At 49.0% G+C, this 26,394-nt stretch carries 23 protein-coding genes and 2 tRNA genes; 4 read left to right on the top strand and 21 right to left on the bottom strand.

What is annotated here, in order from left to right:
* Positions 1-5: 5 nt before the first annotated feature.
* The 4 genes from HQ393_RS02460 to HQ393_RS02445 all read right to left on the bottom strand — a co-directional run bounded on the left by HQ393_RS02460 (position 6) and on the right by HQ393_RS02445 (position 6,349).
* Positions 6-1,250 (bottom strand): ABC transporter substrate-binding protein, encoded by a 1,245-nt coding sequence (locus HQ393_RS02460; RefSeq protein ID WP_179357284.1) that lies wholly within the window; start codon positions 1,248-1,250, stop codon positions 6-8.
* 297 nt (positions 1,251-1,547) lie between these two features.
* A complete protein-coding gene (gene ltrA / locus HQ393_RS02455) occupies positions 1,548-2,915 on the bottom strand; it encodes a group II intron reverse transcriptase/maturase (RefSeq protein WP_179357283.1) in 1,368 nt (455 codons plus the stop codon).
* A 477-nt stretch (positions 2,916-3,392) separates the two neighbouring features.
* Positions 3,393-4,022: a response regulator transcription factor gene (locus HQ393_RS02450; RefSeq protein WP_179357282.1), complete on the bottom strand. Its 630-nt coding sequence runs from the start codon at positions 4,020-4,022 to the stop codon at positions 3,393-3,395.
* Positions 4,019-6,349, bottom strand: coding sequence for a PAS domain-containing sensor histidine kinase (locus tag HQ393_RS02445; protein WP_179357281.1), 2,331 nt, complete (start codon positions 6,347-6,349; stop codon positions 4,019-4,021). Before HQ393_RS02445 ends, HQ393_RS02450 begins: the two co-directional genes overlap by 4 nt.
* Before the next feature lie 274 nt (positions 6,350-6,623).
* On the opposite strand from HQ393_RS02445, the gene HQ393_RS02440 reads away from it, so the two are divergent.
* Together HQ393_RS02440 and HQ393_RS02435 are read left to right on the top strand one after the other, a co-directional pair.
* Entirely contained in the window at positions 6,624-7,328 is a 705-nt protein-coding gene (locus HQ393_RS02440) for an oligogalacturonate-specific porin KdgM family protein (RefSeq protein WP_179357280.1), read from the top strand.
* A 125-nt stretch (positions 7,329-7,453) separates the two neighbouring features.
* The gene (locus HQ393_RS02435; protein WP_179357279.1) at positions 7,454-8,209 is read left to right on the top strand and encodes a YdcF family protein; all 756 of its coding nucleotides are present in this window, start codon (positions 7,454-7,456) and stop codon (positions 8,207-8,209) included.
* 60 nt (positions 8,210-8,269) lie between these two features.
* Here the strand turns inward: HQ393_RS02435 and HQ393_RS02430 are convergent, their stop codons facing one another.
* From HQ393_RS02430 to HQ393_RS02405, 6 genes are all read right to left on the bottom strand, one after another.
* Positions 8,270-8,668, bottom strand: a complete 399-nt coding sequence (locus HQ393_RS02430) for a VOC family protein (RefSeq protein WP_179357278.1) — start codon at positions 8,666-8,668, stop codon at positions 8,270-8,272.
* Complete coding sequence (locus HQ393_RS02425) at positions 8,668-9,510, bottom strand: CheR family methyltransferase (protein WP_179357277.1); 843 nt, start codon at positions 9,508-9,510, stop codon at positions 8,668-8,670. Before HQ393_RS02425 ends, HQ393_RS02430 begins: the two co-directional genes overlap by 1 nt.
* Before the next feature lie 51 nt (positions 9,511-9,561).
* Positions 9,562-11,085, bottom strand: coding sequence for a 4-hydroxy-3-polyprenylbenzoate decarboxylase (ubiD, locus tag HQ393_RS02420; protein ID WP_179357276.1), 1,524 nt, complete (start codon positions 11,083-11,085; stop codon positions 9,562-9,564).
* A gap of 76 nt (positions 11,086-11,161) precedes the next feature.
* Entirely contained in the window at positions 11,162-12,061 is a 900-nt protein-coding gene (locus HQ393_RS02415; RefSeq protein WP_179357275.1) for a D-hexose-6-phosphate mutarotase, read from the bottom strand.
* Positions 12,062-12,191: 130 nt separating this feature from the next.
* The gene (locus tag HQ393_RS02410; RefSeq protein WP_179357274.1) at positions 12,192-12,980 is read right to left on the bottom strand and encodes a dienelactone hydrolase family protein; all 789 of its coding nucleotides are present in this window, start codon (positions 12,978-12,980) and stop codon (positions 12,192-12,194) included.
* A gap of 44 nt (positions 12,981-13,024) precedes the next feature.
* The gene (locus tag HQ393_RS02405) at positions 13,025-13,363 is read right to left on the bottom strand and encodes a DUF4870 domain-containing protein (RefSeq protein WP_179357273.1); all 339 of its coding nucleotides are present in this window, start codon (positions 13,361-13,363) and stop codon (positions 13,025-13,027) included.
* Positions 13,364-13,617: 254 nt separating this feature from the next.
* Here HQ393_RS02405 and HQ393_RS02400 point away from each other — a divergent pair, with 254 nt between their 5' ends.
* On the top strand, positions 13,618-14,409 hold the full coding sequence (locus HQ393_RS02400) for an enoyl-CoA hydratase-related protein (RefSeq protein WP_179357272.1): 792 nt from the start codon (positions 13,618-13,620) through the stop codon (positions 14,407-14,409).
* 31 nt (positions 14,410-14,440) lie between these two features.
* On the opposite strand, the gene HQ393_RS02395 is transcribed toward HQ393_RS02400, so the two are convergent.
* The 8 genes from HQ393_RS02395 to HQ393_RS02360 form a co-directional block, all read right to left on the bottom strand.
* Positions 14,441-16,276, bottom strand: coding sequence for a SurA N-terminal domain-containing protein (locus HQ393_RS02395; RefSeq protein WP_179357271.1), 1,836 nt, complete (start codon positions 16,274-16,276; stop codon positions 14,441-14,443).
* Positions 16,277-16,399: 123 nt separating this feature from the next.
* Positions 16,400-16,476 (bottom strand) — tRNA-Asp (locus tag HQ393_RS02390).
* 53 nt (positions 16,477-16,529) lie between these two features.
* Positions 16,530-16,802, bottom strand: a complete 273-nt coding sequence (locus tag HQ393_RS02385) for an HU family DNA-binding protein (protein ID WP_179357270.1) — start codon at positions 16,800-16,802, stop codon at positions 16,530-16,532.
* Positions 16,803-16,886: 84 nt separating this feature from the next.
* Entirely contained in the window at positions 16,887-19,301 is a 2,415-nt protein-coding gene (gene lon, locus HQ393_RS02380; protein ID WP_179357269.1) for an endopeptidase La, read from the bottom strand.
* A gap of 129 nt (positions 19,302-19,430) precedes the next feature.
* A complete protein-coding gene (gene clpX, locus HQ393_RS02375) occupies positions 19,431-20,702 on the bottom strand; it encodes an ATP-dependent Clp protease ATP-binding subunit ClpX (RefSeq protein ID WP_179357268.1) in 1,272 nt (423 codons plus the stop codon).
* 84 nt (positions 20,703-20,786) lie between these two features.
* Positions 20,787-21,416: an ATP-dependent Clp endopeptidase proteolytic subunit ClpP gene (gene clpP, locus HQ393_RS02370; protein ID WP_179357267.1), complete on the bottom strand. Its 630-nt coding sequence runs from the start codon at positions 21,414-21,416 to the stop codon at positions 20,787-20,789.
* A gap of 22 nt (positions 21,417-21,438) precedes the next feature.
* The gene (gene tig, locus HQ393_RS02365; protein WP_179357266.1) at positions 21,439-22,746 is read right to left on the bottom strand and encodes a trigger factor; all 1,308 of its coding nucleotides are present in this window, start codon (positions 22,744-22,746) and stop codon (positions 21,439-21,441) included.
* 82 nt (positions 22,747-22,828) lie between these two features.
* Positions 22,829-22,913: transfer RNA gene (locus tag HQ393_RS02360), tRNA-Leu, on the bottom strand.
* 214 nt (positions 22,914-23,127) lie between these two features.
* On the opposite strand from HQ393_RS02360, the gene HQ393_RS02355 reads away from it, so the two are divergent.
* Positions 23,128-23,466 (top strand): P-II family nitrogen regulator, encoded by a 339-nt coding sequence (locus HQ393_RS02355; RefSeq protein WP_028448814.1) that lies wholly within the window; start codon positions 23,128-23,130, stop codon positions 23,464-23,466.
* Between the two features lie 86 nt (positions 23,467-23,552).
* Here the strand turns inward: HQ393_RS02355 and HQ393_RS02350 are convergent, their stop codons facing one another.
* From HQ393_RS02350 to HQ393_RS02340, 3 genes are all read right to left on the bottom strand, one after another.
* Entirely contained in the window at positions 23,553-23,996 is a 444-nt protein-coding gene (locus tag HQ393_RS02350) for a GNAT family N-acetyltransferase (RefSeq protein ID WP_179357265.1), read from the bottom strand.
* Positions 23,997-23,999: 3 nt separating this feature from the next.
* Positions 24,000-25,451, bottom strand: a complete 1,452-nt coding sequence (gene tldD, locus HQ393_RS02345) for a metalloprotease TldD (protein ID WP_179357264.1) — start codon at positions 25,449-25,451, stop codon at positions 24,000-24,002.
* Between the two features lie 75 nt (positions 25,452-25,526).
* Positions 25,527-26,360 (bottom strand): carbon-nitrogen hydrolase family protein, encoded by an 834-nt coding sequence (locus HQ393_RS02340; RefSeq protein ID WP_179357263.1) that lies wholly within the window; start codon positions 26,358-26,360, stop codon positions 25,527-25,529.
* Positions 26,361-26,394 lie beyond the last annotated feature (34 nt).

Genomic DNA, 26,394 nt, shown 5'->3' with positions numbered 1-26,394 from the left:
AGGGTTTACTTGGTTTTTGCCGCAGCAGCGAGTTTGCTAGCCGCGTCTTTGGCGCTCATTTTGTCGTCATTCCAGAATTGGGTTACGACGTCATAAACCGCACCCTGAGTCGATGAGTGCATCGCCATGCCATGCGCCCAAGAAGGAACCAAGGAGCCTTTGGCTGACGTGGCTTTGAAGTCTTCGGCTGATTTTTTGCCGCATTCATCAAATTTCGCCATGCTCAAGTCAGTACGCGCAGGGATTGAGCCTTTGTTCAAGTTAAATACTTCTTGGAATTCCGGGCTCATCAAGGTGCTGGCTAAATCCATCTGACCTTTCACGGCATCTTTGTCTTTCAATTTAAAGAAAGCAAAGCTGTCGATATTGAAGGTGTACGCATTCGCAGTGCCAGGAGCTGCGACGCAAAGGAAGTCTTTACCAGGCACTTTACCTGCAGCCAAGAATTCGCCTTTAGCCCAGTCACCCATAAATTGCATTGCCGCTTTACCATTAATTACCATACTGGTCGCCAGATTCCATTCTCGGCCAGACGCATTTTTATCGGTAAAGGGTTTGAGTTTTTTGTACGTTTCCAGCACTTTGATCATGGTTGGACCGCTCATGGTTGCAGGGTCCAGCTGTACAAACGCTTTTTTATAGAAATCAACACCACCGACACCCAGTGCGACAGATTCAAATACGGTGCTGTCTTGCCAAGGCTGGCCACCGTAGGCCAATGGCTGGATGCCGGCTTTCTGCAGCGCAGCAGCAGTCACAAAGAATTCATCCCAAGTGTTTGGTACTTTGGCGTTGGCTTTTTTCAGCAGTTCTGGGTTAATCCACAGCCAGTTCACGCGGTGTACATTGACTGGCGCAGCAACATACTGACCTTTGTATTTCATGACATTCGATACGACAGGCGGCAATACTTTATCCCAGCCTTCTTTTTTCGCGACCCCGTCGATTGAAGTCAATACGCCTTCATCGCCCCACTCTTGAATGGATGGGCCTTTGATTTGCGCCGCAGCAGGCGGGTTACCAGAAACTACGCGCGTTTTGAGTGCGGTCATGGCGTTTTCACCACCACCACCGGCCACGGCAAAGTCTTTCCATTTATTGCCTTTAGCTTCCATCATTTTTTTCAATTCGGCAGCGGCCTTGGCTTCACCACCTGAAGTCCAGTAATGGAGTACTTCTACTTCTGCTGCGTGGACAGAAAAAGCCAAGCCCATGCTGGCGGCCATCAAACCCAATTTCAAGTTGCGCATTATCGAATCTCCGGTAAGGTCATTTTTTGTTGTCGCCGAAAACGGTCATCCGTTCGGTTGTAGTCAGAATACGCACACTACGCACTGCTCGAAATCAGGTAATCTCCTGTTAGGCTGACGCCCTAGGGTTATTACCTTATCGTCATTTTAAGGAAGTACTCATTTTTAGAAATGTTGCACTCTGGTTTTGCCCATTTTCTAAATGCCGATCGGCATAGGGGCGATCAGTGCAACTGATCGACCCCTGCCACACCACCCGGCATGCGGGTCCGCACCGGGCGGTTCGAGATATTGAGGTTATGCAAGACGGGGCAAACCCAGACGATCAAAGTGACTGATCGGCAATACTCGATTCAAGGCCATACAGCTGTTATGCCACCAACGACCGGAATTGGCAGCCACTTTTAAGGCTTCGCTTTCGATACTCCCAAGTCGCCGCATTTCCCGGTAGATGGTCTTTCCTCTTTTCCACTGCTTCAGTTGTACCGCGCGTAGTCGGTGCCGTAACCATTCGTCAAGCTCTCGAAATACTTTCGGCGTTTGTGCCAGTTGGAAATAGCCTTTCCAGCCCGGTATATACATCCGCAGTTTCTCAATCACTTCTTCCAGACTACGACCGCCGTTTCGTCGCGTCAGTTGCCGGATGCGCTGTTTGTACTTCTCCAGCGCTTTGTCCGCCACCTTTCGATTGACGACGCCGCCCCGCCCAACCCAGAGGCTGAACCCCAGGAATTTGCGACCGAATACCGATGCAACTGCAGTTTTGCTTTCGTTCACTTGTAAGTGAAGTTTGGCATACAGGCGACGTAGACCCGCCAGTACTCGCTGTCCTGCTCGGTAGCTACGCACATAAACATTGCAGTCATCTGCATAACGCACAAAGCAAAGACCGCGCTTCTCCAGCTCACGATCCACTTCGTCCAACATGATATTGGCGAGCAAAGGCGACAAAGGGCCGCCCTGCGGCGTGCCTTCGTGTCGCTCCAGTTTGATCCCTCCATCCAGAATCCCGGCTTGCAAGTAGCGCCTTATCAGCCGCAGCAATGCGGCATCCTTGATGCGTTTTGCTAACCTATCCATCAGGATGTCGTGGTTTACTCGATCAAAGAACTGCGCCAGATCGACGTCGACGACGATCCGCCTTCCTGCCTGCACATAGGCTTGTGCCTGACGGACTGCATCATGCGCTCGCCGACCTGGCCTGAAGCCATAGCTGTGCTCGGAGAATGTCGGATCAATCAGGGGTTGAAGAATTTGCAGCAGTGCCTGTTGGATTAACCGATCTGTGACGGTTGGTATACCTAGCTCTCGCTGGCCGCCATCCGGTTTGGGAATCTGCACTCGGCGTACCGGTAAAGGTCGGTAGCTACCTCGCAAGATGCGCTCCCGAATCTGTGGCCAGTGCGTTTGCAGATAAACCTTGGTCGAGTCAATATTCAGACCGTCCACGCCAGCACTGCCTTGATTGGCTTTAACACGTTGCCATGCTTGAATCAGATTATCTCGCGCAAGCACCTGCTGTAGCAGGTCTTGCCCTGAGCTGTTTGACTCTTGCCGCGCCAGCCGTGTTTCATCACGCAGTACCTTGGGTTTGGCTTCACCTTGCCCGTTGGTATTGCGCCCTGATGATTCAGGCTTCTGATGCATTACACGTCCATGCGACATGAAAACAGACTCTCCTTCTCGTTTGGCCCTTTGCTCCGAACGGGCAGCTACTACGGCCTCTGCTGACTTCTCGCGCCGATTAACATCGTTGCCCTTTCAGGCGTAAAGCGAGATCTCCCCAGGTAAGAACGCATTCCTTCACTGCACAACCGCCGGATTTACGCCGCCTGAGCCTTGATCACGAGAGCTTTGCGGTCATATGGCCGCTCGCCCTGCTCGACAACGCCTTGTATCCGGTTCTTGTTCATCGGCTCACAGTTTCGATCCACGCTTCCTTCCCACGCTCGGTCACCCTCACGCAGTTGCGCTTCACTTCGTTCGCTGTGATCAACTTACGGCGGGACTTACACCCGCAAGAATGCGCCCATGCTGGGCGCACATATCAAAAAAAGCTCAGTCCTCAGACTGAGCTTTTTAATGGGTATCCCGCTAAGAACAAATATTTATCTATGTTTCAATAATATACATAGCCATGTATTAGCTTAACAACTCATCCATCGGGATTTCTTTCAACATTGCAGCCAGCTCCATCGCTGAATGCACTTTCATTTTGATAAAAATACGTGCGCGGTGGACTTCGACCGTTTTGGTGCTGATATCGAGTCGATCGGCGATTTGTTTATTGAGTCGTCCAAGCATGATCTCTTTTAATACATCTCGCTCACGAGGCGTGAGCTCGGCGACCAACTCGCTGACCTTTTGCTGGTGTGCCGTCACGCTGCGGCGCTCGATGTCTTTTTCAATACAGAGCCGCACTCGCGCTAACAACTCTTGCTGATCACACGGTTTTTGCAAGAAATCAGTCGCGCCATCTTTAAGCGCATTGACTGCCATCGGCACATCACCGTGGCCGGTGAGGAAAATCACCGGCGGCAGATAATTGCCTTGTTTGAGTTCGGTAAACAGCTCCAAGCCACTCATCCCATCCATCCGCACGTCAACGATCAGACATGCAAAGCGACTGGCATCGCCTTCCTCCAAAAAGTCTTCGGCCGAAGGATAGTTGAGGGCCGTCCAGCCCTCGGTTTCTAGCAATAAACTGAGTGAATCGCGTACGGCTTCATCATCATCAATAATCGCGACCATAGGGATAGGAATTGCTTTCATGTACGAGACTCCAAAATAATTTCGTCAGTTTTTATTGTAGGTAGGCGAAAGCACATTTGCGTACCTCCGCCTGGATTGGCTTCGGCCCACAGCCTGCCTTTATGCTGCTCGATCACCGAGCGGCAGATATTCAATCCCATGCCCATCCCTTCCCCTTTGGTGGTGTAGAAAGGCTGAAACAGTTGGGTAAGATCCGCCAGCCCACAGCCACGATCGATGACGCGCACTTCCAAATCACCGTGGCTTTGCAGGGCATGTATGGCGATAGCACGTGCAGATTCCGGCGTATCGGCCATGGCTTCGAGGCCATTTTTCAATAGATTAAATAACACCTGCTCCAATAAGACCGCATCGCCCATCACGTTCGGGCAAGGCTGGGGCAGGTTGACTTCAATTTTGACTTTGGTTTTTTGTGCTAGTGGCGTGAGCAGCGGCAAGACCACGTCGACCAATTCAGCGAAGCTACACGGCGCTTGCTGGCTCGTGCGCTTCACCACCAACTGCCGGATGCCACGGATAATCTGCCCCGCCCGGCGAGCTTGCTCGGTCATTTTTACGAGGGTTTCTTGCACTTTGCCAATCGGGGGGTTGGGTTTGTAGAGCATGGTTTCGCATGCCGTACTGTAGCTGGCAATCGCAGCAAGCGGTTGATTAAGCTCATGCGCCAAACTCGAAGCCAACTCGCCCATATTCACCAAGCGCGCGGTATGCTGCAATCGTTCATTACGCAAACGCGCTTCTTCTTCAGCCTGCCGTTGCTCGGTAATGTCCGAGCAGATTTCCAGTAGCGCCCCTCGCCCGCCGAGCCAATCGATGCGCCGTTGCTCAATCTGATACTGCCTACCAGTAATCAAATCAACATCATCAAATTCATAGCTTCCAGGCTGATACCCATGCGATCGTCGCCAAGACACCCAACAATGTTCGCCTTCAGTCTGCGGAATGGGAAAACGTTTCAAATGTTGGCGATTTCGATATAGTACTGAGCCTGACGCAACATCGCTGACGCAAACAGCGGCCTCCAAGCCTTCCAATACGGTGCGCAATTGCTGGCGTGATTGCTGCAATGCTTCGCGTTCGCGCTTAATTTCGGTAATGTCATTGATCGAGGCCATCCAACCACGATGCTCACCTTTGCTATCAATGAGTCGTGACGAATACAAACGCACATCAAAGCGCTCGCCATTCTTGCGCATATAACGCAGCTCGAAACCACTGGCTGGATTATTGCCAGATAAAATTGCCTCATACGCCTTGGCGCATTCATCGAGTGCTTCCGGAGCCCAGAACGGTAATGGCGGCTTTAATCCTTGTAACTCTTCCAGCGACCAGCCCACCATTTGGGCAAAAGCAGGGTTGGCATAAATCAGTCGGCCACTGGTATCGGTAGCGCGCAAACCCGTCAGCAGCGAATTTTCCATTGCGGTACGAAATAAAATCTCATCGCGTAGGGCCGCCTCGGCCAATTGGCGCTCCTGCATGCGTAAGCGCAGTAATTGCAAAGACCACGTTAATAAGCCAAGCAACACCAACAAGAGCGCAAATAATCCCCAATTACTCGGTTGATGCCCAGCACCAACGGGTTTGGCCAGCAAACGTACGCCCGAGCCCACATTGCCAAATGCGACCTCGCGAACATTATCGCCATCGAGCTTGGCATGAAACTCACTCGGCGCTAGAACCCGATTTTGCGAATCGACCAATTGCAATTGGTAGCGTTGTACCAGCCACCAAGGCACGCGCTGCTGCAAAATACCCGCCAAACTATAGGTGGCCAACACCGCACCTCGAAAGGCTGTACCCCGAAAGATCGGCACCAACTGAATCATTAGCGGCTCTTTGCGCTCGATCACATTGGAAAATATCGGATAGCCCAAGGTGGCGACACCATCGAGGGCCTCGATAAATTGCGGCTCGGTCAACTGGGGCAGGAATTCAGGTCGGCCACTATGAATCGGCATGCCGCCGCGGTATAAGCCGCTGGCATCGACCCATTCAACCGCCAATATTTCAGGATTGCCCTTCATTAAACTATCAGCACGCGCACGAAAATCATTGATGCCGATTGCATCGGCCGCCAGCGCGTAGGCGAGATTTTCCAGTACATTTTGATTGCTTTGCAGGCGAACACGTAACTCTTGCTCTTGCCAGAGCAAATCTTGCGCAAACGCAGCCTCGCGGACGTGTTGTTCATTGCGCATGGTCTGCCAGACGTAAAAGCCCAAAGCAGTAATCAATAGCAAGACCAGACCATAGGCCATCCACCATGGCCATTGGCGATGCCAGCGCGCATTAAAGCGCACAAACAATTTACGAACAGAAATCATGGCACGAGGATACTTGGAAAAATTCAATCATTTCCATACCTTAATACCCGCAGCGCCATTCGACAAAGCCGATCTTGCTTTAGGCTAATTCGCTCACTTTCTGACTTAAAACTGTCGCTTAAATCACAACAAACACCACCTCTTTGTGATTAGTCTTTTGTTTCATTTGTATTTCATTTGCATTTCAAATAAAAATAACTAAGTCAAACGTAACCTATAAGTGCAATCGGACACAGGTGAAATTCGCCGCTGCACAAACTATCTGGAGATCAAGATGAAGCTTAAAGCCTTAATCGCATTAGCCTGCAGCGCCATTACACTTCAAGCCCATGCCCTCAGTATCGATTTTCGCGGCCAGTATAAAACTGGCAGTGAAGCCTATGAATCACGCTTTCTATTCGGCCATGATTTTGCCAACGGAATTGGTGGCAGCATTGAATACACAATGAACAACACCAGTAAAAGTGGAGAAGGAATTGATCAGGTCAATTGGAAAGACACCGAGTATCAGATTTACTATAAGTACAAGCTCAATGACACGGTAACCTTGATCCCTAGCGCTTTAATTGATGTGGTACGCAGTAAAGGTGACATCTATAAGATTGGCCTGCAAGCGAACTGGGCATTTGCCCCCAGCTGGCGCTTTGATTCGCGTCTGCGTTATGAATATAAAGATTACGAATCCAAAGATTTGAGTAAACATCTGGATCACGACAACACGACGCGGATGGATTTATGGCTACGTAAAGCCGTCAATGAGCAGATTGATACCTACTACAATTTCCGTTGGGACTACAAACTCAATAACTACGAGTACGTCAACAAAAGCCCGAACTACTTTGAAAACAATCTGGGCGTAAGCTACAAAGTTACGCCGGCATTCAAACCTTATGCAGAAATCGGCTATTTAGGTGACACCGCAAATGCACAGCAGGACGCCGAATGGCGCATTCGGATCGGTGCAGGGTATAGTTTTTAAGTCGCCCATACGCCACCAAGCCCGGTCATCGCCGGGCTTTTTTTTCGCCGATTGAAAGTCCTGCTTTAGAATATGCCATCGTATTCATGGTGACGTCATTTTTGGCGTCGTGTTCCGAGGCAAAAATGGATCTGTCAGTTTTAATCAAAGAAGCCCTACGCGCACTATTGTTGCCTCCCGGCGCACTCCTTTTGCTCGCATTGGCATGTACCTTGTTTCGAGCCCGGCTGGGGCTTTGGGCTCATCGAGGAGTGCTGGTGGCTTTGGGTTTGCTGTGGCTGTTCTCTTTACCGATCGTGGCCAGCGGTATAATGTCACTCATCGAGACCAAACCGACGACCTTCCCCGCCGCGCTCGCAGACAGTCAGGCGATCGTGATTCTGGGTGGTGGTAAACGCTTTGGAGCCTATGACATTCTGGAAGGTGAAACGCTGAACAATGTCACATTAAGTCGTATCCGCTATGGCGCTAAGCTGGCTCGTTTAAGCCGATTACCTATTCTGGTATCTGGCGGAGCGCCGCTAGGCGGAATGAGCGAGGCTCACTATATGCGGCAAGTATTAGAGGGCGAGTTTCAAATCCCGGTTCGGTGGGTCGAAGGCGGCTCAGTCGACACGGCAGAAAATGCAGCAAAGAGTGCCCAGCTACTTGGCCCGAGCATTCGCAAAATTACGCTGGTCACCTCGGCCGATCATATGGCACGTGCGGCACGTAGTTTTACGAAACAGGGGTTTACTGTGCACCTAGCACCAACTGATTATATAAATCGCGAGCCAATTTCGCTGAATAGCTTTTTGCCGCAAGCAAGAGCCTTACAGGTCAGCAGCATTGCACTGCGCGAGCTCATCGGGCAGATTTGGTACAGCCTCAGAGGACAGTAAAATCAGGGGTATATTGATAAAGACATTACAAATAATGATGCTAATGAATATACCCAAAGACTAATCAATCGGAAATTCAGGATTCCAAGCCACCTCCCATAAGTGACCATCGGGATCGGCAAAATAGCCTGCATAACCCCCCCATGACGTCGGCTGCGCTGGCTTGATTAACTTCCCGCCCCCCTCTTGGGCAATATGCAGCAGTTGATCCACTTCGGCCTGGCTCCGCACATTATGTGCCAGCGCCACGCCACGAAAACCATGCCCAGTTTCAGCCACGCCCGCATCTAGGGCGAGCAAATGGCGTGGATATAAAGCAAGCCAGCTCGCCCCCATGGCAAAAAACACGACATCGTCATGAATTTTACGGGGGGTCAGGCCAAGGATGTCCCGATAAAAATGCAGCGAAACGGCTAAATCAGCGACGCCCAAGGTAATAAAGCTAACTCTTGGCTCCATTAACGCCCCATTGCCAGACCCGCATTGGGTTTCGCTAGCTCGTAGACCGTTTTACCCTGTAATTTGAAAAACTCAGCGGCATGGTAAAGATTTTCGGAATGCCCAACATAGAGCAAACCTTCTGGTTTCATCAAGGGCGCAAAACGCTGCAAGATTTTATATTGCGTTTCTTTATCGAAATAGATCATCACATTGCGACAGAAAATGGCATCAAATGGCCCACGCACGGTCCAATTGGGCTCAATCAAATTCAAGCGGCGAAAGGTAATCATGTCTCGCAGTTCTTGCTTGAGTTGGTATTTGCCATCGGCTTGTAAATTAAAGAATTTGCTCACCCGTTGTGGCGAGAGCTTTTTGATTTCGTCCCCCGGGTAAATGCCAATTCGCCCCACTTCGAGCACATTAGTATCAAGATCAGTGGCAATGATTTTAACTGGCGGGCGCAAGCTATCAAAAGCTTCGCAGGCCGTAATCGCGAGCGAATAAGGCTCCTCACCCGTACTAGATGCCGAGCACCACACATTAAAACTACCATTGCTGCGTTTATCTTTTAAGTATTTGGCCAGCGTATCAAAGTGGTGTGACTCACGGAAAAACGAGGTGAGGTTGGTCGTCATTGAGTTGGTAAACAGCTCAAATTCTTTATGATCGCCGCGTTCCAGCACCTGTAAATACTGCTGAAACGTTTTCAGGTTGAGCGCACGCAATCGTTTCGCTAAACGCCCATACACCATATCGTGTTTCGATTCGGACAAGGCGATGCCGGCATAGTTGTAGATCATCGTCCGAATTTTTTCGAAATCGGCGTGAGTAAATTCAAATTCGCGGTTCAATGGCAACATGCGCTTATTCCAAGTGCTGAACAGATAGTTTTTAGAATAGACCAAACTGGCTTAGATATTTAACTCTTGCCAAATCGCATCAATCCGCGCCACAGCCGCAGGATCGCGCTCGATCACCCTACCCCATTCACGGTGGGTTTCACCGGGCATTTTATTGGTGGCATCCAAGCCCATTTTGCCACCCAGACCCGAAATCGGGCTGGCAAAATCGAGATAATCAATCGGCGTATGTTCCACCAGAGTGGTATCACGCACCGGATCCATCCGCGTCGTAATCGCCCAAATGACTTCTTTCCAGTCGCGACAATCGACATCGTCATCGACGATCACAATGTATTTGGTGTACATAAACTGGCGCAGGAACGACCAGACGCCAAACATCACCCGCTTGGCATGCCCCGGATATTGCTTTTTGATCGACACAATTGCCATCCGATAGCTACACCCTTCAGGCGGCAAATAAAAATCGACGATTTCCGGAAACTGCTTTTGCAATATCGGCACAAACACTTCATTCAGCGCCACGCCCAAGATCGCTGGTTCATCAGGCGGTTTGCCGGTGTAGGTGCTGTGATAAATCGGATCTGGGCGCGTCGTGATGCGATCGACTTCAAATACTGGAAACCAATCTTGCTCATTGTAGTACCCGGTGTGATCACCATACGGGCCTTCCAACGCGTGCAAAAAGCCGTTCACTTCTTTCATCGGCACACCATGCTCGGAAACACCGACGTAGCCTGCCTCACAAGGTTTGAGTACGCCTTCAAGCACAATCTCAGCCGTCGCCGGCACTTGCAGATCGGAGCCGATACATTGCACCAGCTCGGTCTTGCTACCACGCAGCAAGCCAGCAAACTGGTATTCGCTGAGCGTATCGGGCACGGGCGTTACTGCGCCCAAGATTGTCGCGGGATCACATCCCAGCACGACGGCGACAGGATATGGTTTGCCTGGATTTTGCTTGGCGTGTTCACGAAAGTCGAGCGCACCACCACGATGCGCCAGCCAGCGCATAATCACCTGATTTTTCGCGATGACCTGTTGACGATAAATCCCCAAATTTTGCCGCTTTTTATTCGGTCCACGCGTGACCACTAAACCCCAGGTAATCAGCGGGGCCACATCACCCGACCAGCAATGCTGGATCGGGATCATACCCAGATCAACATCCGGGCCTTCAATCACGATCTCTTGGCAGATGCCTTTGCGCACTTCCTTGGGCGCCATATTCAGCACCTGCTTGAGCAGTGGCAGTTTTTCCCACGCGTCTTTTAACCCTTTGGGAGGCTCAGGCTCTTTCAGATAAGCCAAGGTGGTACCGATTTCGCGCAAGGCGCTGACATCCTGCGCCCCCATACCCAGCGCAACCCGGCGCGGCGTACCGAAAAGATTCCCGAGCACTGGCATACTATAGCCGGGTACATTCTCAAACAGCACGGCAGGCCCAGCACTGCGCAAGATACGGTCGCATAACTCAGTCATTTCAAGTTTGGCAGAAACGGGGGTTTGGACTCGCTTCAATTCACCTTGCGCTTCCAGTTGCGACATAAAGTCACGCAAATCACGGTATTTCATCGTTATCCATCCAAAAAAAACGCCCGGTCAACAACGGGCGTTTTGATAACTAGGCCATCAGCCCAAGCGTAGCCAATTAACGTGTTTCAGACAACGTCATCACTGAGCTAAAACGAGATTGTGGGGCGATCGTCAGCGCATTATCAAACACATCACCGCGCTCCACGCACACATAGCGAGTATAAGCTGGACCTATGTCTGCGATATTCAGAGCATGTTCTGCCGCATTCCAAACAATTGCGCTTTTTGCCGTACCGTGTATATGAATTTGGCGCGCGCCATCGACAATGGTTTGCGCCTCAGGCACATCCAAATACACGCGATCGGTGTGGCCAGTGAGCTGTAAAGTCCCCTCTTGCGGCAGGCGACGTACTTCACCCACTGTGTCGATATAGGTTAAATCTTCCAATCCTAGAATTGGACACTGGGTATAGTCATCAACAGCAAAGTAGGTATGGAATGCATACGTAAACGGTGCGGGGGTATCACTCAGGTTATCGACATTTAATGTGAGCTTGAGTTCAGTCCCTACTTCAATTTGCATCTCGAAGCGGAAAGCATGTGGCCACATCGCCAAGGTTTCAGTTGTGCTACTCAAACTTAAAATCAGCAATGTCGAGCCATCAGGCTGATTGCTCGCTTTTTCTAGGGTCCAGTCACTGGTGCGCGCAAAGCCATGTGATTGCAAGCCAGCAGGATGGCCACCAAACCATGGTAAACACAATGGTATTCCACCACGAATTGCTTTATCAGGGTCAAAGCTCGCCAAGGGGGAAAGCCACAGTAAATCGTTGCCATGAGCAGGAACAAACGAGAGCAAATGGCAGCCTTGCAAAGCTAAACTTGCAGAGCCCAGCTGGTTTTCAACCACGACGATTGGCAAGCCTGCGCCAGATTGCGCATATTTTTCGTTGGACGAAACAATACGCACACCCTCAATGCCAGTCAGAATTGTTGAATAATCGATATTGCTCATCAGTCATTGCTCCTCAAACTTAGTCCGCTATTTTACTGCAATTAAAGCCAACACTTACAGGCTTCCACTCGTTGACGCGGTAAATATTGCTCATTCTCAAGCAACTTTGATGCATAGCTCGCTATCAACACTACTGCAGATTCCGCGGAGGCACCCCTTCCATACTCCGCTCGGGGTCAAACCAGCGCGACAACCATTTATATGTGCGCCGCCATGCATCTTGCGCTGAATCAGACTCAGCAATGACATCTAGCGCCAAATGATTTTTTGGCAGGTTGAGTGCTTCATCCTCCAAATGATCGAGCATTAAGTCAAAATCATGCCGCGCATTGGGGTAGCTCACTAGATGGAATAGGCTTTGACCCGAAATACGGCTCAACTCCGTGCATTGCGCATACGGCGTGAGCGTATCGCGTTCACCCGTTAATAAAATAGTTGGTGCCGCCACTCTGAAATCCGCGCCGAGCAAAAGCCGACAATTTGGATAAAACACGACGGCAGATCGAACGCCAGGATTGGTGCGATTAAGCAGTGATAAAGCAGCAGATGCACCATTATCCCAACCGACGACCGCGATTCGGTTGGAATCAATATCGCGCCGAGCCTTCAGCCAAGTAATGGCCAGCTGCGCCTCATTGGCGCGACGTTTCATTTCTTTTTTTTGTTGCTGAATATTGCTCACTTGGCAACGGTTTTTAAGCGTGATTGACCGCTCAGGATTGAGCATCAACACTGCAAATCCTAACTCTTGTAACTGGCTCGCCATTCTGGCGTAACGCACTGCAGGCTGCTTATCCTTGGCATAGAGCCCACCACAGCCAGGCAACAAGACCACGGCCGGCGCAGGCGCTTTGGGGGCGGCAAAATACTCACCATTCAAACGCGCCTTCCCAACCGACATCGAGACAGAATTGGCCAACGATGATCCAGCAAGAAAACAAAAAAGCACACTCAAATATTTCATTAAGCAATCAAACGCAAAGTAAATGGGTAACGATAAAACAGGCCTTTACTCGCATTAAGAGCGCCCAGAATACTGCAGACAATATTACAAACCCATAAAACGCCCAACATCATCCAGCCTAATATTGGAATCCAACCTAAAATCAGGGAGGCCAACATCAGCGTAATCGACCAATTTAGCGCTTCTTTACCCGCATCAAAAATAAACTCATCCTCTTTTTTCAGGATGAAGATGACTAAACCAGGGATAAAGCTAAAAAATATCGTCAGTAGATACACCAATACCGCGATATTGCGAGAATCTTGTGACGGCGCATTGCTCTGCGCTATTGCGTTCATGAAAAACTCCCTCGTTACAGACCATTCGCTTGGCGAATAAGGTCGAGGATTTTACGCTCTATCCAGCCTAGCTTTCAAACAATTATTTTGTCTCGAAATACTAGTCATTACATTGTGCGGAAAATATCTGGCTAAGTACTCAATTTTGCACTAAACCGTAGAGGCAGTGTACATTGCATTGCAACATACTACTGCGCTGGGCATACCCCCTGCCGCTTAACTCAAAGTAGCCATCGGCGAGAAGGAGCCAGTCAATGAGCGATACGATCCTTTGTCAAATGAGCGAAACAGGCGTCGTTACCCTGAGTTTACAGCGCCCAGAAGTTTGTAATGCCATCAATGAGATTATGGTTGCCGAGCTGACCGCAACCTTAGCGGCGATCAGTCAAAACTCATCCGCTCGCGTATTGATCTTAACGGGCTCTGGTGATTTTTTCTGTGCCGGAACCGATCATCAATGGATGCTTCGTGGCTCAAAAGCTGGGCCCGATCATAACTTTGAAGATGCCTTACATATTGCTCGCCTACTGCGCACGCTCGATCGACTTCCCATCCCCACGATTGCCCATATCAATGGCCCCGCAATCGGCACTGGCATTGGTTTAATTTCTTGCTGTGATATGGCAGTCTGCACCCCCAATAGCTGGTTTAGCATTCCAGATACTCGCCTAGGCTTAATCCCCGCCGTATTTGGTCCTTATGTGATCAATAAGATTGGCAGCAGCGCGGCTAGGCGCTATTTCTTGAGCACTGAAAAATTCAACCCAACCACCGCTCAGCGACTTGGCTTAATTCACGAATGCCCACCTTCGGCGCAAGAAGCCCAAAATCAAGTCGATCTTTGGGTCTCAGAATTAATCAAAAATAGCCCGCACGCTTTAACTGCTGCAAAACGCTTTATTACCTCGGTTGAACATCGTCCAATCGATGATGCAATGCTCTCCGATACCGCACATAGAATGGCGCATATTCGAACACACGAAGAAGCACAGGAAGGCTTGCAGGCGTATCTCAATCAATGTGATCCTAACTGGTTAGCCAGTTAAATAAAAAGCCCAGCGAATGCTGGGCTTTTTATTATTCAACTGACTTTTTCAGTCGATGACTGTATTGCACTTTGATATCTTTCTTCAGGGAATCGAGATACGCAGTAAGCTCAACCTGACCGTACATCTTGGCCAAGCTCTCGCCCATACGGAATTTGTTTTCTGGCGTCAATGCTGGCGCAGCCACGCTATTGCCTACTTTATAGAAAACATAACCTCGATTGGGTACATTGGCACCCACATAAACGGGCTTGCTGTTATCAGCCTTGAAAATGGCTTTTAAATCAGCCTCTGCAACGCCTTGCTCACCAATTCTGCTGAAGGGTTTTGCCTCTCCCCAAGCTAATTCAACTGCATTACCTGCATTGAGCGCCTTAAGTTTAGCCTCGCCATCACTGGCCAACAGTTTTGCCGCTTTTTCTAACTTCAGTTTGCTAGAAATCACAGCTGATACATCTGCTAAAGCCTGTGTTTGTGATGGTTTATATTCCAATAGGCGGGCAGAAACCAGTTGATCGCGACCCACTTCGATGGCTTCAGAGTTGTGTTTCTTTTTCAAAACATCATCCGAGAATACCGCTTCGATCAGTTTAGGGTTATTGAGCAATGGCTCTTCAGCGGCTTTACGCGTTACCCAGCCACTTTGAACTACTTTCAATTTCAAGGCATCAGCGGCAGGTTTCAGGCTATCGGCTTGCTGATAAACTAATTCGCTAAACTTATCTACCTGAGCTTGATAAGCAACTTGCGCTTTATCTTGCTTTATTTTTTGTTCGATCTGCGGTTTCACATCGGCCAGACTCGCGCCTTTTACATCATCCAAAACTAAAATGTGGAAACCAAAATCACTTTCTACAATGCCGCTAATTTCACCTTTTTTGAGTTTAAATGCAACCTCTTCAAAAGGCTTAACCATCGCACCTTTGGCAAAGTAACCCAAGTCACCACCGTTGGCGGCAGAACCAGGATCCTGTGATTTAGCTTTAGCGATAGCAGAAAACTGCGCAGGGTTCTTTTTCACTTCAAGCAGAATAACTTCAGCCTGTTGACGCACTTTCGCTTTGTCATCCGCTTTCATGTCTTTTGGTGCGGTGAGCAAAATATGACGCACTTTTCGCTCTTCTTTCGCCAGCTCACTCTTATGCTCATCAAAGTACTTTTGCACTTCAGCATCTGATACCGTCTGCTGAGCAGCCAAATCAGCTTGTGAATAGCTCACATATTCGAGCTTAACCATTTCTGGGGCTTTAAATTGCGTTAGATTTGCATCGTAATATTGTTTGATCTCAGCATCTGAAACGCTTACTTTCGCCAGATATTGCTCAGGAGATAGCGTAGCAACACTCACTTCACGCTTATCGCCCATCAAGCTATTTAAGCGTTGCAACTCAGAATTTGAAACAAAGCCGGTTTGCATCACGCCATCCATCAGCTGGCGCAATACCAAATCTTTCTTCAATTTATCTTCAAATTGAGTGGGCGTCATTTGCTGCGCGGCTAATAACTCTTGATAGCGTTTTGAATCAAATTTTCCATCAACTTGAAATGCGGGGATGCTACCAATCGCTTCACGCAATACAGCGTCTGGCACAGTCATACGCAATTGTTGGGCTTTTTCTTGCAACAATTGCTGGCTAACCAATTGTTCAACAACCATCGGCTTCATATCGTCTGGTACAGCTTGATTGCCAATCGCTTCAGCTAACTGGCGCTCAGTAATTTGAGTTTTACCAACTTTTGCGAGGTAATTGTCACTCTCGCCCATCGCGCTATAACCGCTCAAGCCAAAACCAATGACCAAACCTGCAGAAACCAAACCCAATACAATCTGAACTGCGGTTTTATTATTGTGAACAAATTCAAACATGGACTACGCACTCCTGCTTTACATGCGCGTTATCATGCCAGATTGCGCCACTTATGTCTGTAAGAGTTGCAACATTCTGTGCATAAAACAAAAGGGCAAACTTAACGTTTGCCCTTGTGATATTGGCGGAGTGGACGGGACTCGAACCCGCGACCCCCGGCGTGACAGGCCGGTATTCTAACCAACTGAACTACCACTCCTTAACTCATCACCCGATCGCACTTTAGCAATGAGTGGGAGTCGATACGGTCAATTATTGAACCGCATCTTTCAATGATTTACCAGCGCGGAATTTTGGCTGTTTTGCAGCTGCGATCTTGATTGATTCGCCAGTACGTGGGTTACGGCCAGTACGCTCTTCACGCTCTGACACGTAGAAAGAACCAAAACCAACCAGCGTTACTTCTTCGCCACTTTTAAGCGCGTTGGAGATCGCTTCTACGGTTGCATCCAGAGCTTTACCAGCAGCGGCTTTAGACAGACCTGCTGATTCGGCGATCGCGTCGATGAGTTCCGATTTATTCACTTACATCCCCTTTCAATTTTGATTAGATGAATCTGGTTGGTGCATTGCTTGATGTTTATATCAAGACCCCAAAATAAGTGTCAATTAATGCTTAAGGCTGTGTTGGTTTGTGTCAACGTTTGGCGCTGCCAATGCCTCTTCAGCACTCGCCGCCTCAACGGTAGCTACTGGCATCCGTTCCAGCGCATAGGCCAACACCTCATCAAACCACTTGACCGAGTGAATAGCAAGCCCTCGTTTGACATTGTCGGGTATTTCAATCAGGTCTTTGACATTTCCTTCTGGAATTAAGACTTGTTTGATCCCGCCGCGATGTGCCGCGAGCAGTTTTTCTTTCAATCCACCAATTGGCAAGACTTCACCGCGCAAGGTAATTTCACCCGTCATTGCAACATCGCAGCGTACGGGTATACCCGTCAACACAGAGGTCAATGCGGTTGCGATAGCAATACCAGCTGATGGGCCATCTTTTGGTGTTGCACCTTCAGGCAGGTGAATGTGCATATCGTTTTTCTGGTAAAACTCAGGGTCAATCCCCAAGCTAATTGCACGCGAGCGCACAACTGACAAGGCCGCTTGTATGGATTCTTGCATCACATCACCGAGCTGCCCCGTCTGGATCATTTTGCCTTTGCCTGGCAATTTTACCGTTTCGATAGTCAGTAACTCGCCGCCAACTTCAGTCCAAGCCAAACCTGTCACCTGACCGATTTGGTTTTTCAATTCTGCAACGCCGAATTCAAAACGATGAACGCCCAAATACTTATCGAGGTTTTTCGCATTAACAGTAATTTTTTTGTCTGATGGCTTAAGCAGCAGTGCCTTCACTACTTTGCGACAAATTTTCGCTATTTCACGATCCAAACTACGCACACCTGCTTCACGTGTGTAGTAGCGAATAATATCGCGCACTGCGGTATCTGCAATCTGCAATTCGCCCTCAGCAACGCCGTTATTCTTCATTTGCTTGGGAACGAGGTATTTCAGCGCAATATTGACCTTTTCATCTTCGGTATACCCGGAAAGTCGAATAATCTCCATCCGGTCCAGTAATGGCGCAGGGATATTGAGCGAGTTCGCCGTCGCCACAAACATTACATCAGATAAGTCGTAATCGACCTCTAAGTAATGATCACTGAAGGAATGATTTTGCTCTGGATCCAAGACCTCCAGCAAGGCTGAAGATGGATCGCCGCGGAAGTCACTACCTAGCTTGTCTACTTCATCGAGCAAGAACAAAGGGTTTTTCACGCCAACCTTGGTCATGCTTTGCAAAATTTTACCTGGCATCGAACCTATATAAGTACGGCGATGACCACGAATCTCTGCTTCATCACGTACACCGCCCAAAGCCATGCGCACAAATTTGCGATTCGTAGCACGTGCAATACTTTCACCCAGCGAAGTTTTACCTACACCAGGAGGGCCAACTAAGCACAAAATTGGTGCTTTAAGCTTTTCAACTCGCGTTTGTACCGCCAAATACTCAACAATGCGCTCTTTGACTTTTTCTAAGCCATAGTGATCAGCATCGAGCACCTGATCAGCTTCGGCAATGTCTTTGCTAATTTTGGTTTTCTTTTTCCAAGGAAGCGCCAAAATCGTATCAATGTAATTACGCACTACAGTCGCTTCGGCTGACATAGGAGACATCATGCGCAGTTTTTTCAACTCGCCATCAGTCTTCTCCCGAGCTTCTTTGCTCATGCCTGCTGCTTTGATGCGCTTTTCAAGTTCATCCAAATCGGCATTTTCATCAAGCTCACCCAGCTCTTTTTGAATGGCCTTAACCTGCTCATTCAAATAGTATTCACGCTGGCTTTTTTCCATTTGACGTTTGACACGCCCACGGATGCGTTTCTCGACCTGCAAAATATCAAGCTCAGACTCAAGCTGCTTGAGCAAATGATCCATGCGGGCCGACACATCTTCCATTTCGAGCACGGCTTGTTTTTGCTCTAATTTCAGTGGCAAGTGTGCCGCAACCGTGTCAGCCAAACGGCCAGCAGTTTCAATTCCAGCCAATGAAGAAAGAATTTCAGGTGGAATTTTTTTATTCAGTTTTACATATTGATCGAATTGCGCGAGCAAAGTCCGGCGCATAGCTTCAGTTTCATTACTGTCCTCTGGCGCAGGCGGCAATGGGGTTGCCACCACTCGATAAAAGCCATCATCATCAAGCAACTCTTCAACCTGAGCACGCTGCAAGCCTTCCACTAGCACTTTCACAGTGCCATCAGGCAGTTTCAATAATTGCAATACCGTTGCAACGGTACCAATCGGATAAATATCTGCAAATGCTGGCTCATCTTTTGCTGCATTTTTTTGTGCCACCAGCAAAATATGCTTACCTGAATCCATCGCAGCTTCGAGGGCTTTGATTGATTTTGGGCGCCCCACAAACAAAGGAATCACCATATGTGGAAACACGACCACATCACGTAATGGCAAGACAGGAAAGGAAGTTGATTCTGCTGGTAATAATGTGTGCTCAGACATTTTTTATGACCTGATCGAAGATATACAGACAATATGTGGGCTAGATGCGATTAATTCAATCGACTTGCAAAAAAACATACGCCCAGCCGCAATCTGGATTGATTGGGGCTGGGCGTTAGAGATCAATGCTTAACTAGCGGTTTTTTCAGACGCAACTGGTACATAAACTGGATTTGCTTTACCTGAAATCACATCAGGCGTTACCACTACTTTGGCAATACCTTCCATTGCAGGCAATTCAAACATCGTATCGAGTAGGGTCTGCTCTACAATCGAGCGCAACCCACGCGCACCTGTTTTGCGCTCCATCGCTTTTTTCGCAATAGCCAGCAATGCCTCAGCTTCAATCTCGAGCTCAACGTCTTCCATCTCAAACAATTTTTGATATTGTTTGATCAGGGCGTTTTTGGGTTCGGTCAGAATAGAAATCAAAGCTGCCTCATCGAGCTCAGCTAAAGTTGCAACCACAGGCAAGCGTCCAACAAACTCAGGGATCAAACCAAAACGAATCAAGTCATCAGGCTCTACTTCGTGCAATAAAGCACCAATGCCTTTGCTTTCATCTTTACTGGTCACTTCCGCACCAAAGCCAATCCCGCCTTTAACTGAACGATTGCGGATGATTTTATCCAAGCCTTCAAAAGCACCACCACAAATGAACAAGATATTGGTTGTATCAACCTTAGGCATATCCTGATTTGGGTGTTTGCGACCACCGTGCGGCGGCACTGATGCAACTGTACCCTCAATTAATTTGAGCAAGGCTTGCTGAACACCTTCACCCGAAACATCTCGCGTGATGGACGGATTTTCAGACTTACGGGCAATCTTATCAACCTCGTCGAGGTAAACAATACCACGTTGCGCTTTTTCAACGTCGTAATCACACTGGGCCAATAATTTAGCAATGATGTGCTCGACGTCCTCACCCACATAACCCGCCTCAGTCAGCGTCGTTGCATCTGCGATAACGAAGGGTACATCCAATGTCTTCGCCATTGTTTGCGCCAGCAAGGTTTTACCCGAACCAGTAGGGCCGATTAGCAGGATATTTGACTTGGCCAGCTCAACTTCACCATCCCCGCCCTTACCCTTGGTAGACAAGCGTTTGTAGTGGTTATATACCGCAACAGCCAAAATCTTTTTAGCGCGTTCCTGACCAACAACATATTGATTCAATACATCACGAATCTCGGTCGGTAGCGGCAAACGCTTGCCATCAGGAGTTTGCGCCGCCACGGCACCAAGCTGCGCCGATTCTTCTTGAATCACATCCGTGCACAGCTCAATACATTCATTGCAGATAAATACTTGCGGGCCAGCAATGAGCTTTTGCACTTCGTGCTGGCTTTTGCCGCAAAACGAACAATAGAGAAGTTTATCGCTAGGTTTATCAGACATAAACAGCCATTCCGAATTTCAAGACACGCAGAGAAAGAAAAGCCGCCAGTGGTGCTGGCGGCCTCGTTAATGCTGGCTTAGGGCTTAACCCGCCAGTGCTGCTCGTGATACCAAGACTTGATCCACAAGACCGTAAGCCTGAGCTTCTTCGGCATTCATGAAATTATCTCGATCAGTATCACGTTCAATTGTTTCTAAACTCTGGCCAGTATGGCTAGCCAGCAATTCATTCAAGGTACGTTTGGTTTTTAGCAATTCACGCGCATGAATTTCAATATCAGACGCTTGGCCTGCCAAGCCACCAATCAATGGCTGGTGGATCATAATGCGTGAATTAGGCAATGAGTAACGCTTACCTTTAGCGCCACCAGACAACAAAAATGCACCCATCGAAGCCGCCATCCCTACGCAAAGCGTAGACACATCCGGCTTAATAAATTGCATCGTGTCGTAAATCGCCATCCCCGCCGTCACTGAACCACCTGGCGAATTGATATACAGAGAAATGTCTTTATCTGGATTTTCTGACTCAAGAAATAACAACTGAGCCACTACTAAGTTAGCCATTTGATCATTCACTGGGCCAACCAAGAAAATAACCCGCTCTTTGAGCAAGCGCGAATAAATATCATATGCGCGCTCACCACGGCCGCTTTGCTCAACGACCATCGGTACCAAACCAATATTTTGCGGATCAAATTCCATACGAGACATTTCCACCTCTTAATGAATTAAATTAAGCTTGTTGCTGACCCATCAATTCGTCAAAAGCAACAGCTTGTTCTGTTACTTTAGCTTTTGACAGTACAAACTCAACTACATTATCTTCCAGAGCCATATTGGTAGGCGCAGCCAGACGTTCTGGGCTCGCGTAGTACCAAGCAACGACTTCAGCTGGATCTTCGTAGTTTTGTGCCAAGTCTTCAACAATTGCTTTAACTTGTTCTGGTTTAGCTTCCAGTTTTTCAGCTTTAACCAACTCAGACAAAGTCAGACCCAAGTGAACGCGACGACGTGCTTGAGCTTCAAACAATGCTGGGTTGAATGGTACTGTAGATGGGTCGATACCGCGTGATTTCAAGTCGCCTTGAGCGCCTTCTACCAAACGACCGATTTCCAAAGAAACCAATGATTTTGGCAATTCAATTGGAGACGCATCAATCACTGCAGTCAAAGCAGTTTCTTTAATGCGTGATTTCAGACGGAAGCGCACTTCACGCTCAAGGTTTGCTTTAACTTCGGCGCGCATTTTTTCGATGTCGCCATCAACAATACCCAAGCTCTTCGCAAATTCAGCATCCAATTCAGGAATATTTGCAGCAGCTACATTTTTCACGCTAATTGCAAATACGGCAGTTTTGCCAGCTACGTCTTTACCATGATATTCAGCAGGGAAATTAACGGTAACGTCTTTAGTTTCGCCTTCTTTCATGCCAATCACGCCGGCTTCGAATTCAGGCAGCATTTGGCCTTTACCGATCAGGAAAGCGTAATTTTCAGAAGAACCGCCAGCGAACTCAACGCCGTCGATTGAGCCTTTGAAATCGATAATTACACGATCACCATCCGCTGCAGCGCGTTCAACGCGCTCGTAGCGAGTGCGCTGAGTGCGCAAAATCATGACCGTTTGATCAACTTCTGCGTCACCAACTTCTAGCGTTGGTTTTTGCAATTCAACTCCTGACAAGTCACCCAAAGTCACTTCTGGATACACTTCAAATGTTGCAGAGAATTCGAAATCACCCGCTTCGCCGCTTTCTTTTGGCTCGAAACGTGGGTAACCAGCAACTTGCAAGTTTTGCGCCACAACAGCTTCACCGAAGCTACGCTCTACAGTTTCACCCAATACTTCTTCTTGGATACGAAAACCGTAATTTTGCAAAACCACTTTCAATGGAGCTTTACCTGGACGGAAGCCATCAATTTTCGCAGTTTTCGCTACGCGACGTACGCGCGAGTCAATTTGCTTATTAACTTCTTCGCGTGGAACTGAAATCGACAGGCGACGCTCTAAAGCGCTCAAGGTTTCCAATTGTGCTTGCATGACCAGTTATTCCTCACAGGTGCTCCGGATGGACTCACCCGGCAATAGACTTGGATGTTGCTACGATTTTGAAATAATTCGATGGTGCGAGCGGAGAGACTCGAACTCTCACACCTTACGGCGCTGGAACCTAAATCCAGTGCGTCTACCAATTCCGCCACGCTCGCATAATTTAGCAATCAAAGTTTTGATCGCTGAAATGTTCTAGGAGCGCATTATAGATGAAGGCCACAAAAAAGCACAATAACTTATTCGAAAAACTTCAGATTATTTTCGTAAACCCTTGCTTGATACCGCTTTTTGCCATTCGAACGTGGCACGCTTGGGCAGTCGCCGTTATACTCTGAGGCAATATTTCTCGACCCGTACAAGGAAGTTGCAATGAAAAAGATCGAAGCGATTATCAAGCCATTTAAACTCGATGAAGTACGCGAAGCCTTGTCTGAGTTGGGTATTTCCGGCTTGACCGTGACGGAAGTAAAAGGGTTTGGTCGCCAAAAAGGTCATACCGAGTTGTATCGTGGTGCTGAATACGTCGTGGATTTCTTGCCAAAAGTAAAAATCGAAGTGGTGTTGTCTGATGATCAAGTGGATACCGCGATCGAAGGCATTATTAAAGCAGCGCACACAGGCAAAATCGGCGACGGCAAAATTTTCGTAAGCCCAGTAGAGCACGTGGTTCGTATCCGTACCGGCGAAACCAACGACCAAGCGGTATAAGAAAACCAAGGGGTATTGAATTAAAGACCAAGCAATAGATAGCCTTCAATTCAATACCCCCACCATTAGACTCTTCTAGTACGTAATCAATTTCGTTTCATCGGCACAAACCGTATCCCAGTCTCACTCAACTGCTCCGCCCCTATCGGCATAAAGCCGTAGCGCATATAGGCCATAACACTATTCGGGCTAGCATGCACGGTTTCCAATCTTTGCTGCGCATCCGCAGCCTTGATCAATGCGCGACCCACGCCCCGACTTTGAAACTCCGGCAAAATAAATAACAAAGTAATGTGTGCATCAGCGCGCACCTGTATTAATCCAATAATCGTGCTTTGTATGATCGCTACCCAAGTAGCGCCACCCGCCGCATCACGCGCGCGCATTTGCGCAGGGCTTGCAACCTCAGCAAAAGTCGCGACACCTTGGGCGCTTTGGTATTGCGCGGCCAAATGCGTAAAAGAATTCAGCGCAACTTGCGAAGCCAGCTCATATTCAGCAAGCGCGATCGGACGAATTTCTAGCGCCATCGATTAACCTGCCGTGCCGCCAACTGTCAGACCGCCATCGATGCGTAGCGTAGGCTGCCCTACGCCCACGGGCACGCTTTGACCGTCTTTACCGCAGGTTCCCACACCGGGGTCGAGCGCCATGTCGTTGCCGATCATGGACACCCGCGTCAGTACATCGGGGCCATTGCCAATCAGCGTTGCTCCTTTCACTGGGTAGAGCATTTTGCCGTTTTCAACGTACCAAGCCTCAGCCGCCGAAAATACAAATTTGCCGCTGGTAATATCCACCTGCCCACCGCCGAAATTCACCGCATACAGCCCGCGATCGATCGAGGCAATGATTTCAGCCGGGTCTTTGTCGCCATTTTCCATCAGCGTATTCGTCATGCGCGGCATCGTGATATGCGCGTAGCTTTCGCGACGGCCATTGCCAGTGACGGGCATACCCATCAGCCGGGCGTTCAGGCTATCTTGCAAATAACCTTTCAAAATACCGTCTTCAATCAACACTGTCCGTTGCGTTGGATTACCTTCATCGTCGATATTAAGCGAGCCACGGCGATCGGCGATCGTGCCGTCATCGACCACAGTGACGCCCTTCGCTGCGACGCGCTGACCGATTTTACCGGCAAACGCCGAGCTGCCTTTACGGTTAAAATCGCCTTCCAAACCATGGCCAATCGCTTCGTGCAATAAAATACCGGGCCAACCGCTACCAAGCACGACCGTCATTTCACCCGCTGGCGCGGGGCGTGCATCGAGATTCAATACCGCTTGATCGACAGCTTTTTTGGCATAGTCGAGCAATACGGCATCGGTGAAATAAGCATAATCAAAGCGGCCACCACCGCCCGCACTACCCTGCTCGCGCGCGCCATTGGCTTCGATAATCACATTAATTGATAGGCGACACAGCGGGCGCACATCGGCAGCGCGATGCCCATCATGGCGCGCGATATAGATGACTTCATACTCACTCGCCAAACTCGCCATTACCTGCACGACGCGGGGATCGAGGCTGCGCGCAATTTGCTCGATTTTTTCCAGCAAGGCGACTTTCGCCACTTCATCCAGACTGGCCAGCGGATCAACTGGTGTATAGAGCTGCAATCCTTTATTTTTATGGCTTAAAGGTGCAATACCCTGCCCGCCTTGGCGACCAATTGCGCGCGTAGCCTGCGCCGCTTGGGTCAAAGCTGGCAAACTGATGTCATCTGAATAAGCAAAGGCCGTTTTCTCTCCACTCACTGCGCGGACACCGACGCCTTGGTCGATATTAAAACTACCCGATTTCACAATCCCTTCGTCCAAGCTCCACGCTTCCGAACGGCTGAATTGAAAATACAAATCGGCATAATCAATGTCGTGCGTCAGCATCTGGCCAAACACATTATTAATCGCCTGATCATCGAGCTGGAAAGGCGTGAGCAGCTGTTGCTCGGCAATTGCAAAATAATCGAAAGAGGCGCTCATTGTTTTACCTGTAAAAAACCTGACTTATCGGCTGGCAAACCAGACAGTGACTTATTTTGAATAGATTAATGGCTATTAAAACACACGATGCTTTAATGCAGGCAGGATTGTGCGCACGCGTTGCAACTGGCTCGCTTTGAGCTCAGCCGACACCACGCCTTCGCCCTCTGGCCACACCGCTAATACTGCGCCCCACGGGTCAATCAGCATGCTATGACCATAGGTTGTACGACCGCTTGCATGGGTGCCGCCTTGACCCGATGCAATGATAAAACATTGGTTTTCAATTGCACGGGCGCGCAGCAATACTTCCCAGTGCGCTCGCCCCGTGGTGGCGGTAAACGCCGCCGGAATAGCCCAGATATCGACTGTGCCGACATGTTGCAAAGCGCGGAAAAACTCGGGAAAACGGATGTCATAGCACACAGCTAAACCGACGCGGCCAAACGGCGTATCAAACGCAACGGGCAGCGCACCGGGGCTGATGGTGTCGGATTCCTGAAAACACTCGCTGCCGTTGGCAAAACCAAACAAATGCACTTTGTCGTAACGCGCTACACACTCGCCCTGCGGATTAAACGCGAGGCAAGTATTCATCACTTTATCAACTTGCCCTGACTGCAAAGGGATCGTGCCGCCCACCAGCCAGATACCGTGCTGCTGCGCTTGCTGCGCGAGAAAATCTTGCAACGGTGTGGGCTCGGAGGCAGCACCAGCGAATTTGAAAGGCTCTTGCTGCGCCAGCTTATCCTTGTCGCTGAGCCCCATAATTGCAAAATACTCGGGTAATACAATCAACTTCGCGCCTGCGCTAGCTGCACGATCAATGAGCGCGGCAACTTGGCGCAGATTTTCCGCCACGTCGGGGCTAGAAACCATTTGAATGGCTGCCGCAGAAATCGATTGCATATACCCTCCATTAGTATTTATACAAAGATGAACA

It is taken from the genome of Chitinibacter bivalviorum (assembly GCF_013403565.1).
GTDB lineage: Bacteria > Pseudomonadota > Gammaproteobacteria > Burkholderiales > Chitinibacteraceae > Chitinibacter > Chitinibacter bivalviorum.
Note: the sequence above shows the minus strand (reverse complement) of the source record. Positions and strands in the feature narration are given on the sequence as shown.

Coding starts and splice junctions, on each gene's coding strand:
- HQ393_RS02460 (WP_179357284.1), bottom strand. CDS start 1,250: ATGCGCAACTTGAAATTGGGTTTGATGGCCGCCAGCATGGGCTTGGCT.
- ltrA (WP_179357283.1), bottom strand. CDS start 2,915: ATGTCGCATGGACGTGTAATGCATCAGAAGCCTGAATCATCAGGGCGC.
- HQ393_RS02450 (WP_179357282.1), bottom strand. CDS start 4,022: ATGAAAGCAATTCCTATCCCTATGGTCGCGATTATTGATGATGATGAA.
- HQ393_RS02445 (WP_179357281.1), bottom strand. CDS start 6,349: ATGATTTCTGTTCGTAAATTGTTTGTGCGCTTTAATGCGCGCTGGCAT.
- HQ393_RS02440 (WP_179357280.1), top strand. CDS start 6,624: ATGAAGCTTAAAGCCTTAATCGCATTAGCCTGCAGCGCCATTACACTT.
- HQ393_RS02435 (WP_179357279.1), top strand. CDS start 7,454: ATGGATCTGTCAGTTTTAATCAAAGAAGCCCTACGCGCACTATTGTTG.
- HQ393_RS02430 (WP_179357278.1), bottom strand. CDS start 8,668: ATGGAGCCAAGAGTTAGCTTTATTACCTTGGGCGTCGCTGATTTAGCC.
- HQ393_RS02425 (WP_179357277.1), bottom strand. CDS start 9,510: ATGTTGCCATTGAACCGCGAATTTGAATTTACTCACGCCGATTTCGAA.
- ubiD (WP_179357276.1), bottom strand. CDS start 11,085: ATGAAATACCGTGATTTGCGTGACTTTATGTCGCAACTGGAAGCGCAA.
- HQ393_RS02415 (WP_179357275.1), bottom strand. CDS start 12,061: ATGAGCAATATCGATTATTCAACAATTCTGACTGGCATTGAGGGTGTG.
- HQ393_RS02405 (WP_179357273.1), bottom strand. CDS start 13,363: ATGAACGCAATAGCGCAGAGCAATGCGCCGTCACAAGATTCTCGCAAT.
- HQ393_RS02400 (WP_179357272.1), top strand. CDS start 13,618: ATGAGCGATACGATCCTTTGTCAAATGAGCGAAACAGGCGTCGTTACC.
- HQ393_RS02395 (WP_179357271.1), bottom strand. CDS start 16,276: ATGTTTGAATTTGTTCACAATAATAAAACCGCAGTTCAGATTGTATTG.
- lon (WP_179357269.1), bottom strand. CDS start 19,301: ATGTCTGAGCACACATTATTACCAGCAGAATCAACTTCCTTTCCTGTC.
- clpX (WP_179357268.1), bottom strand. CDS start 20,702: ATGTCTGATAAACCTAGCGATAAACTTCTCTATTGTTCGTTTTGCGGC.
- clpP (WP_179357267.1), bottom strand. CDS start 21,416: ATGTCTCGTATGGAATTTGATCCGCAAAATATTGGTTTGGTACCGATG.
- tig (WP_179357266.1), bottom strand. CDS start 22,746: ATGCAAGCACAATTGGAAACCTTGAGCGCTTTAGAGCGTCGCCTGTCG.
- HQ393_RS02355 (WP_028448814.1), top strand. CDS start 23,128: ATGAAAAAGATCGAAGCGATTATCAAGCCATTTAAACTCGATGAAGTA.
- HQ393_RS02350 (WP_179357265.1), bottom strand. CDS start 23,996: ATGGCGCTAGAAATTCGTCCGATCGCGCTTGCTGAATATGAGCTGGCT.
- tldD (WP_179357264.1), bottom strand. CDS start 25,451: ATGAGCGCCTCTTTCGATTATTTTGCAATTGCCGAGCAACAGCTGCTC.
- HQ393_RS02340 (WP_179357263.1), bottom strand. CDS start 26,360: ATGCAATCGATTTCTGCGGCAGCCATTCAAATGGTTTCTAGCCCCGAC.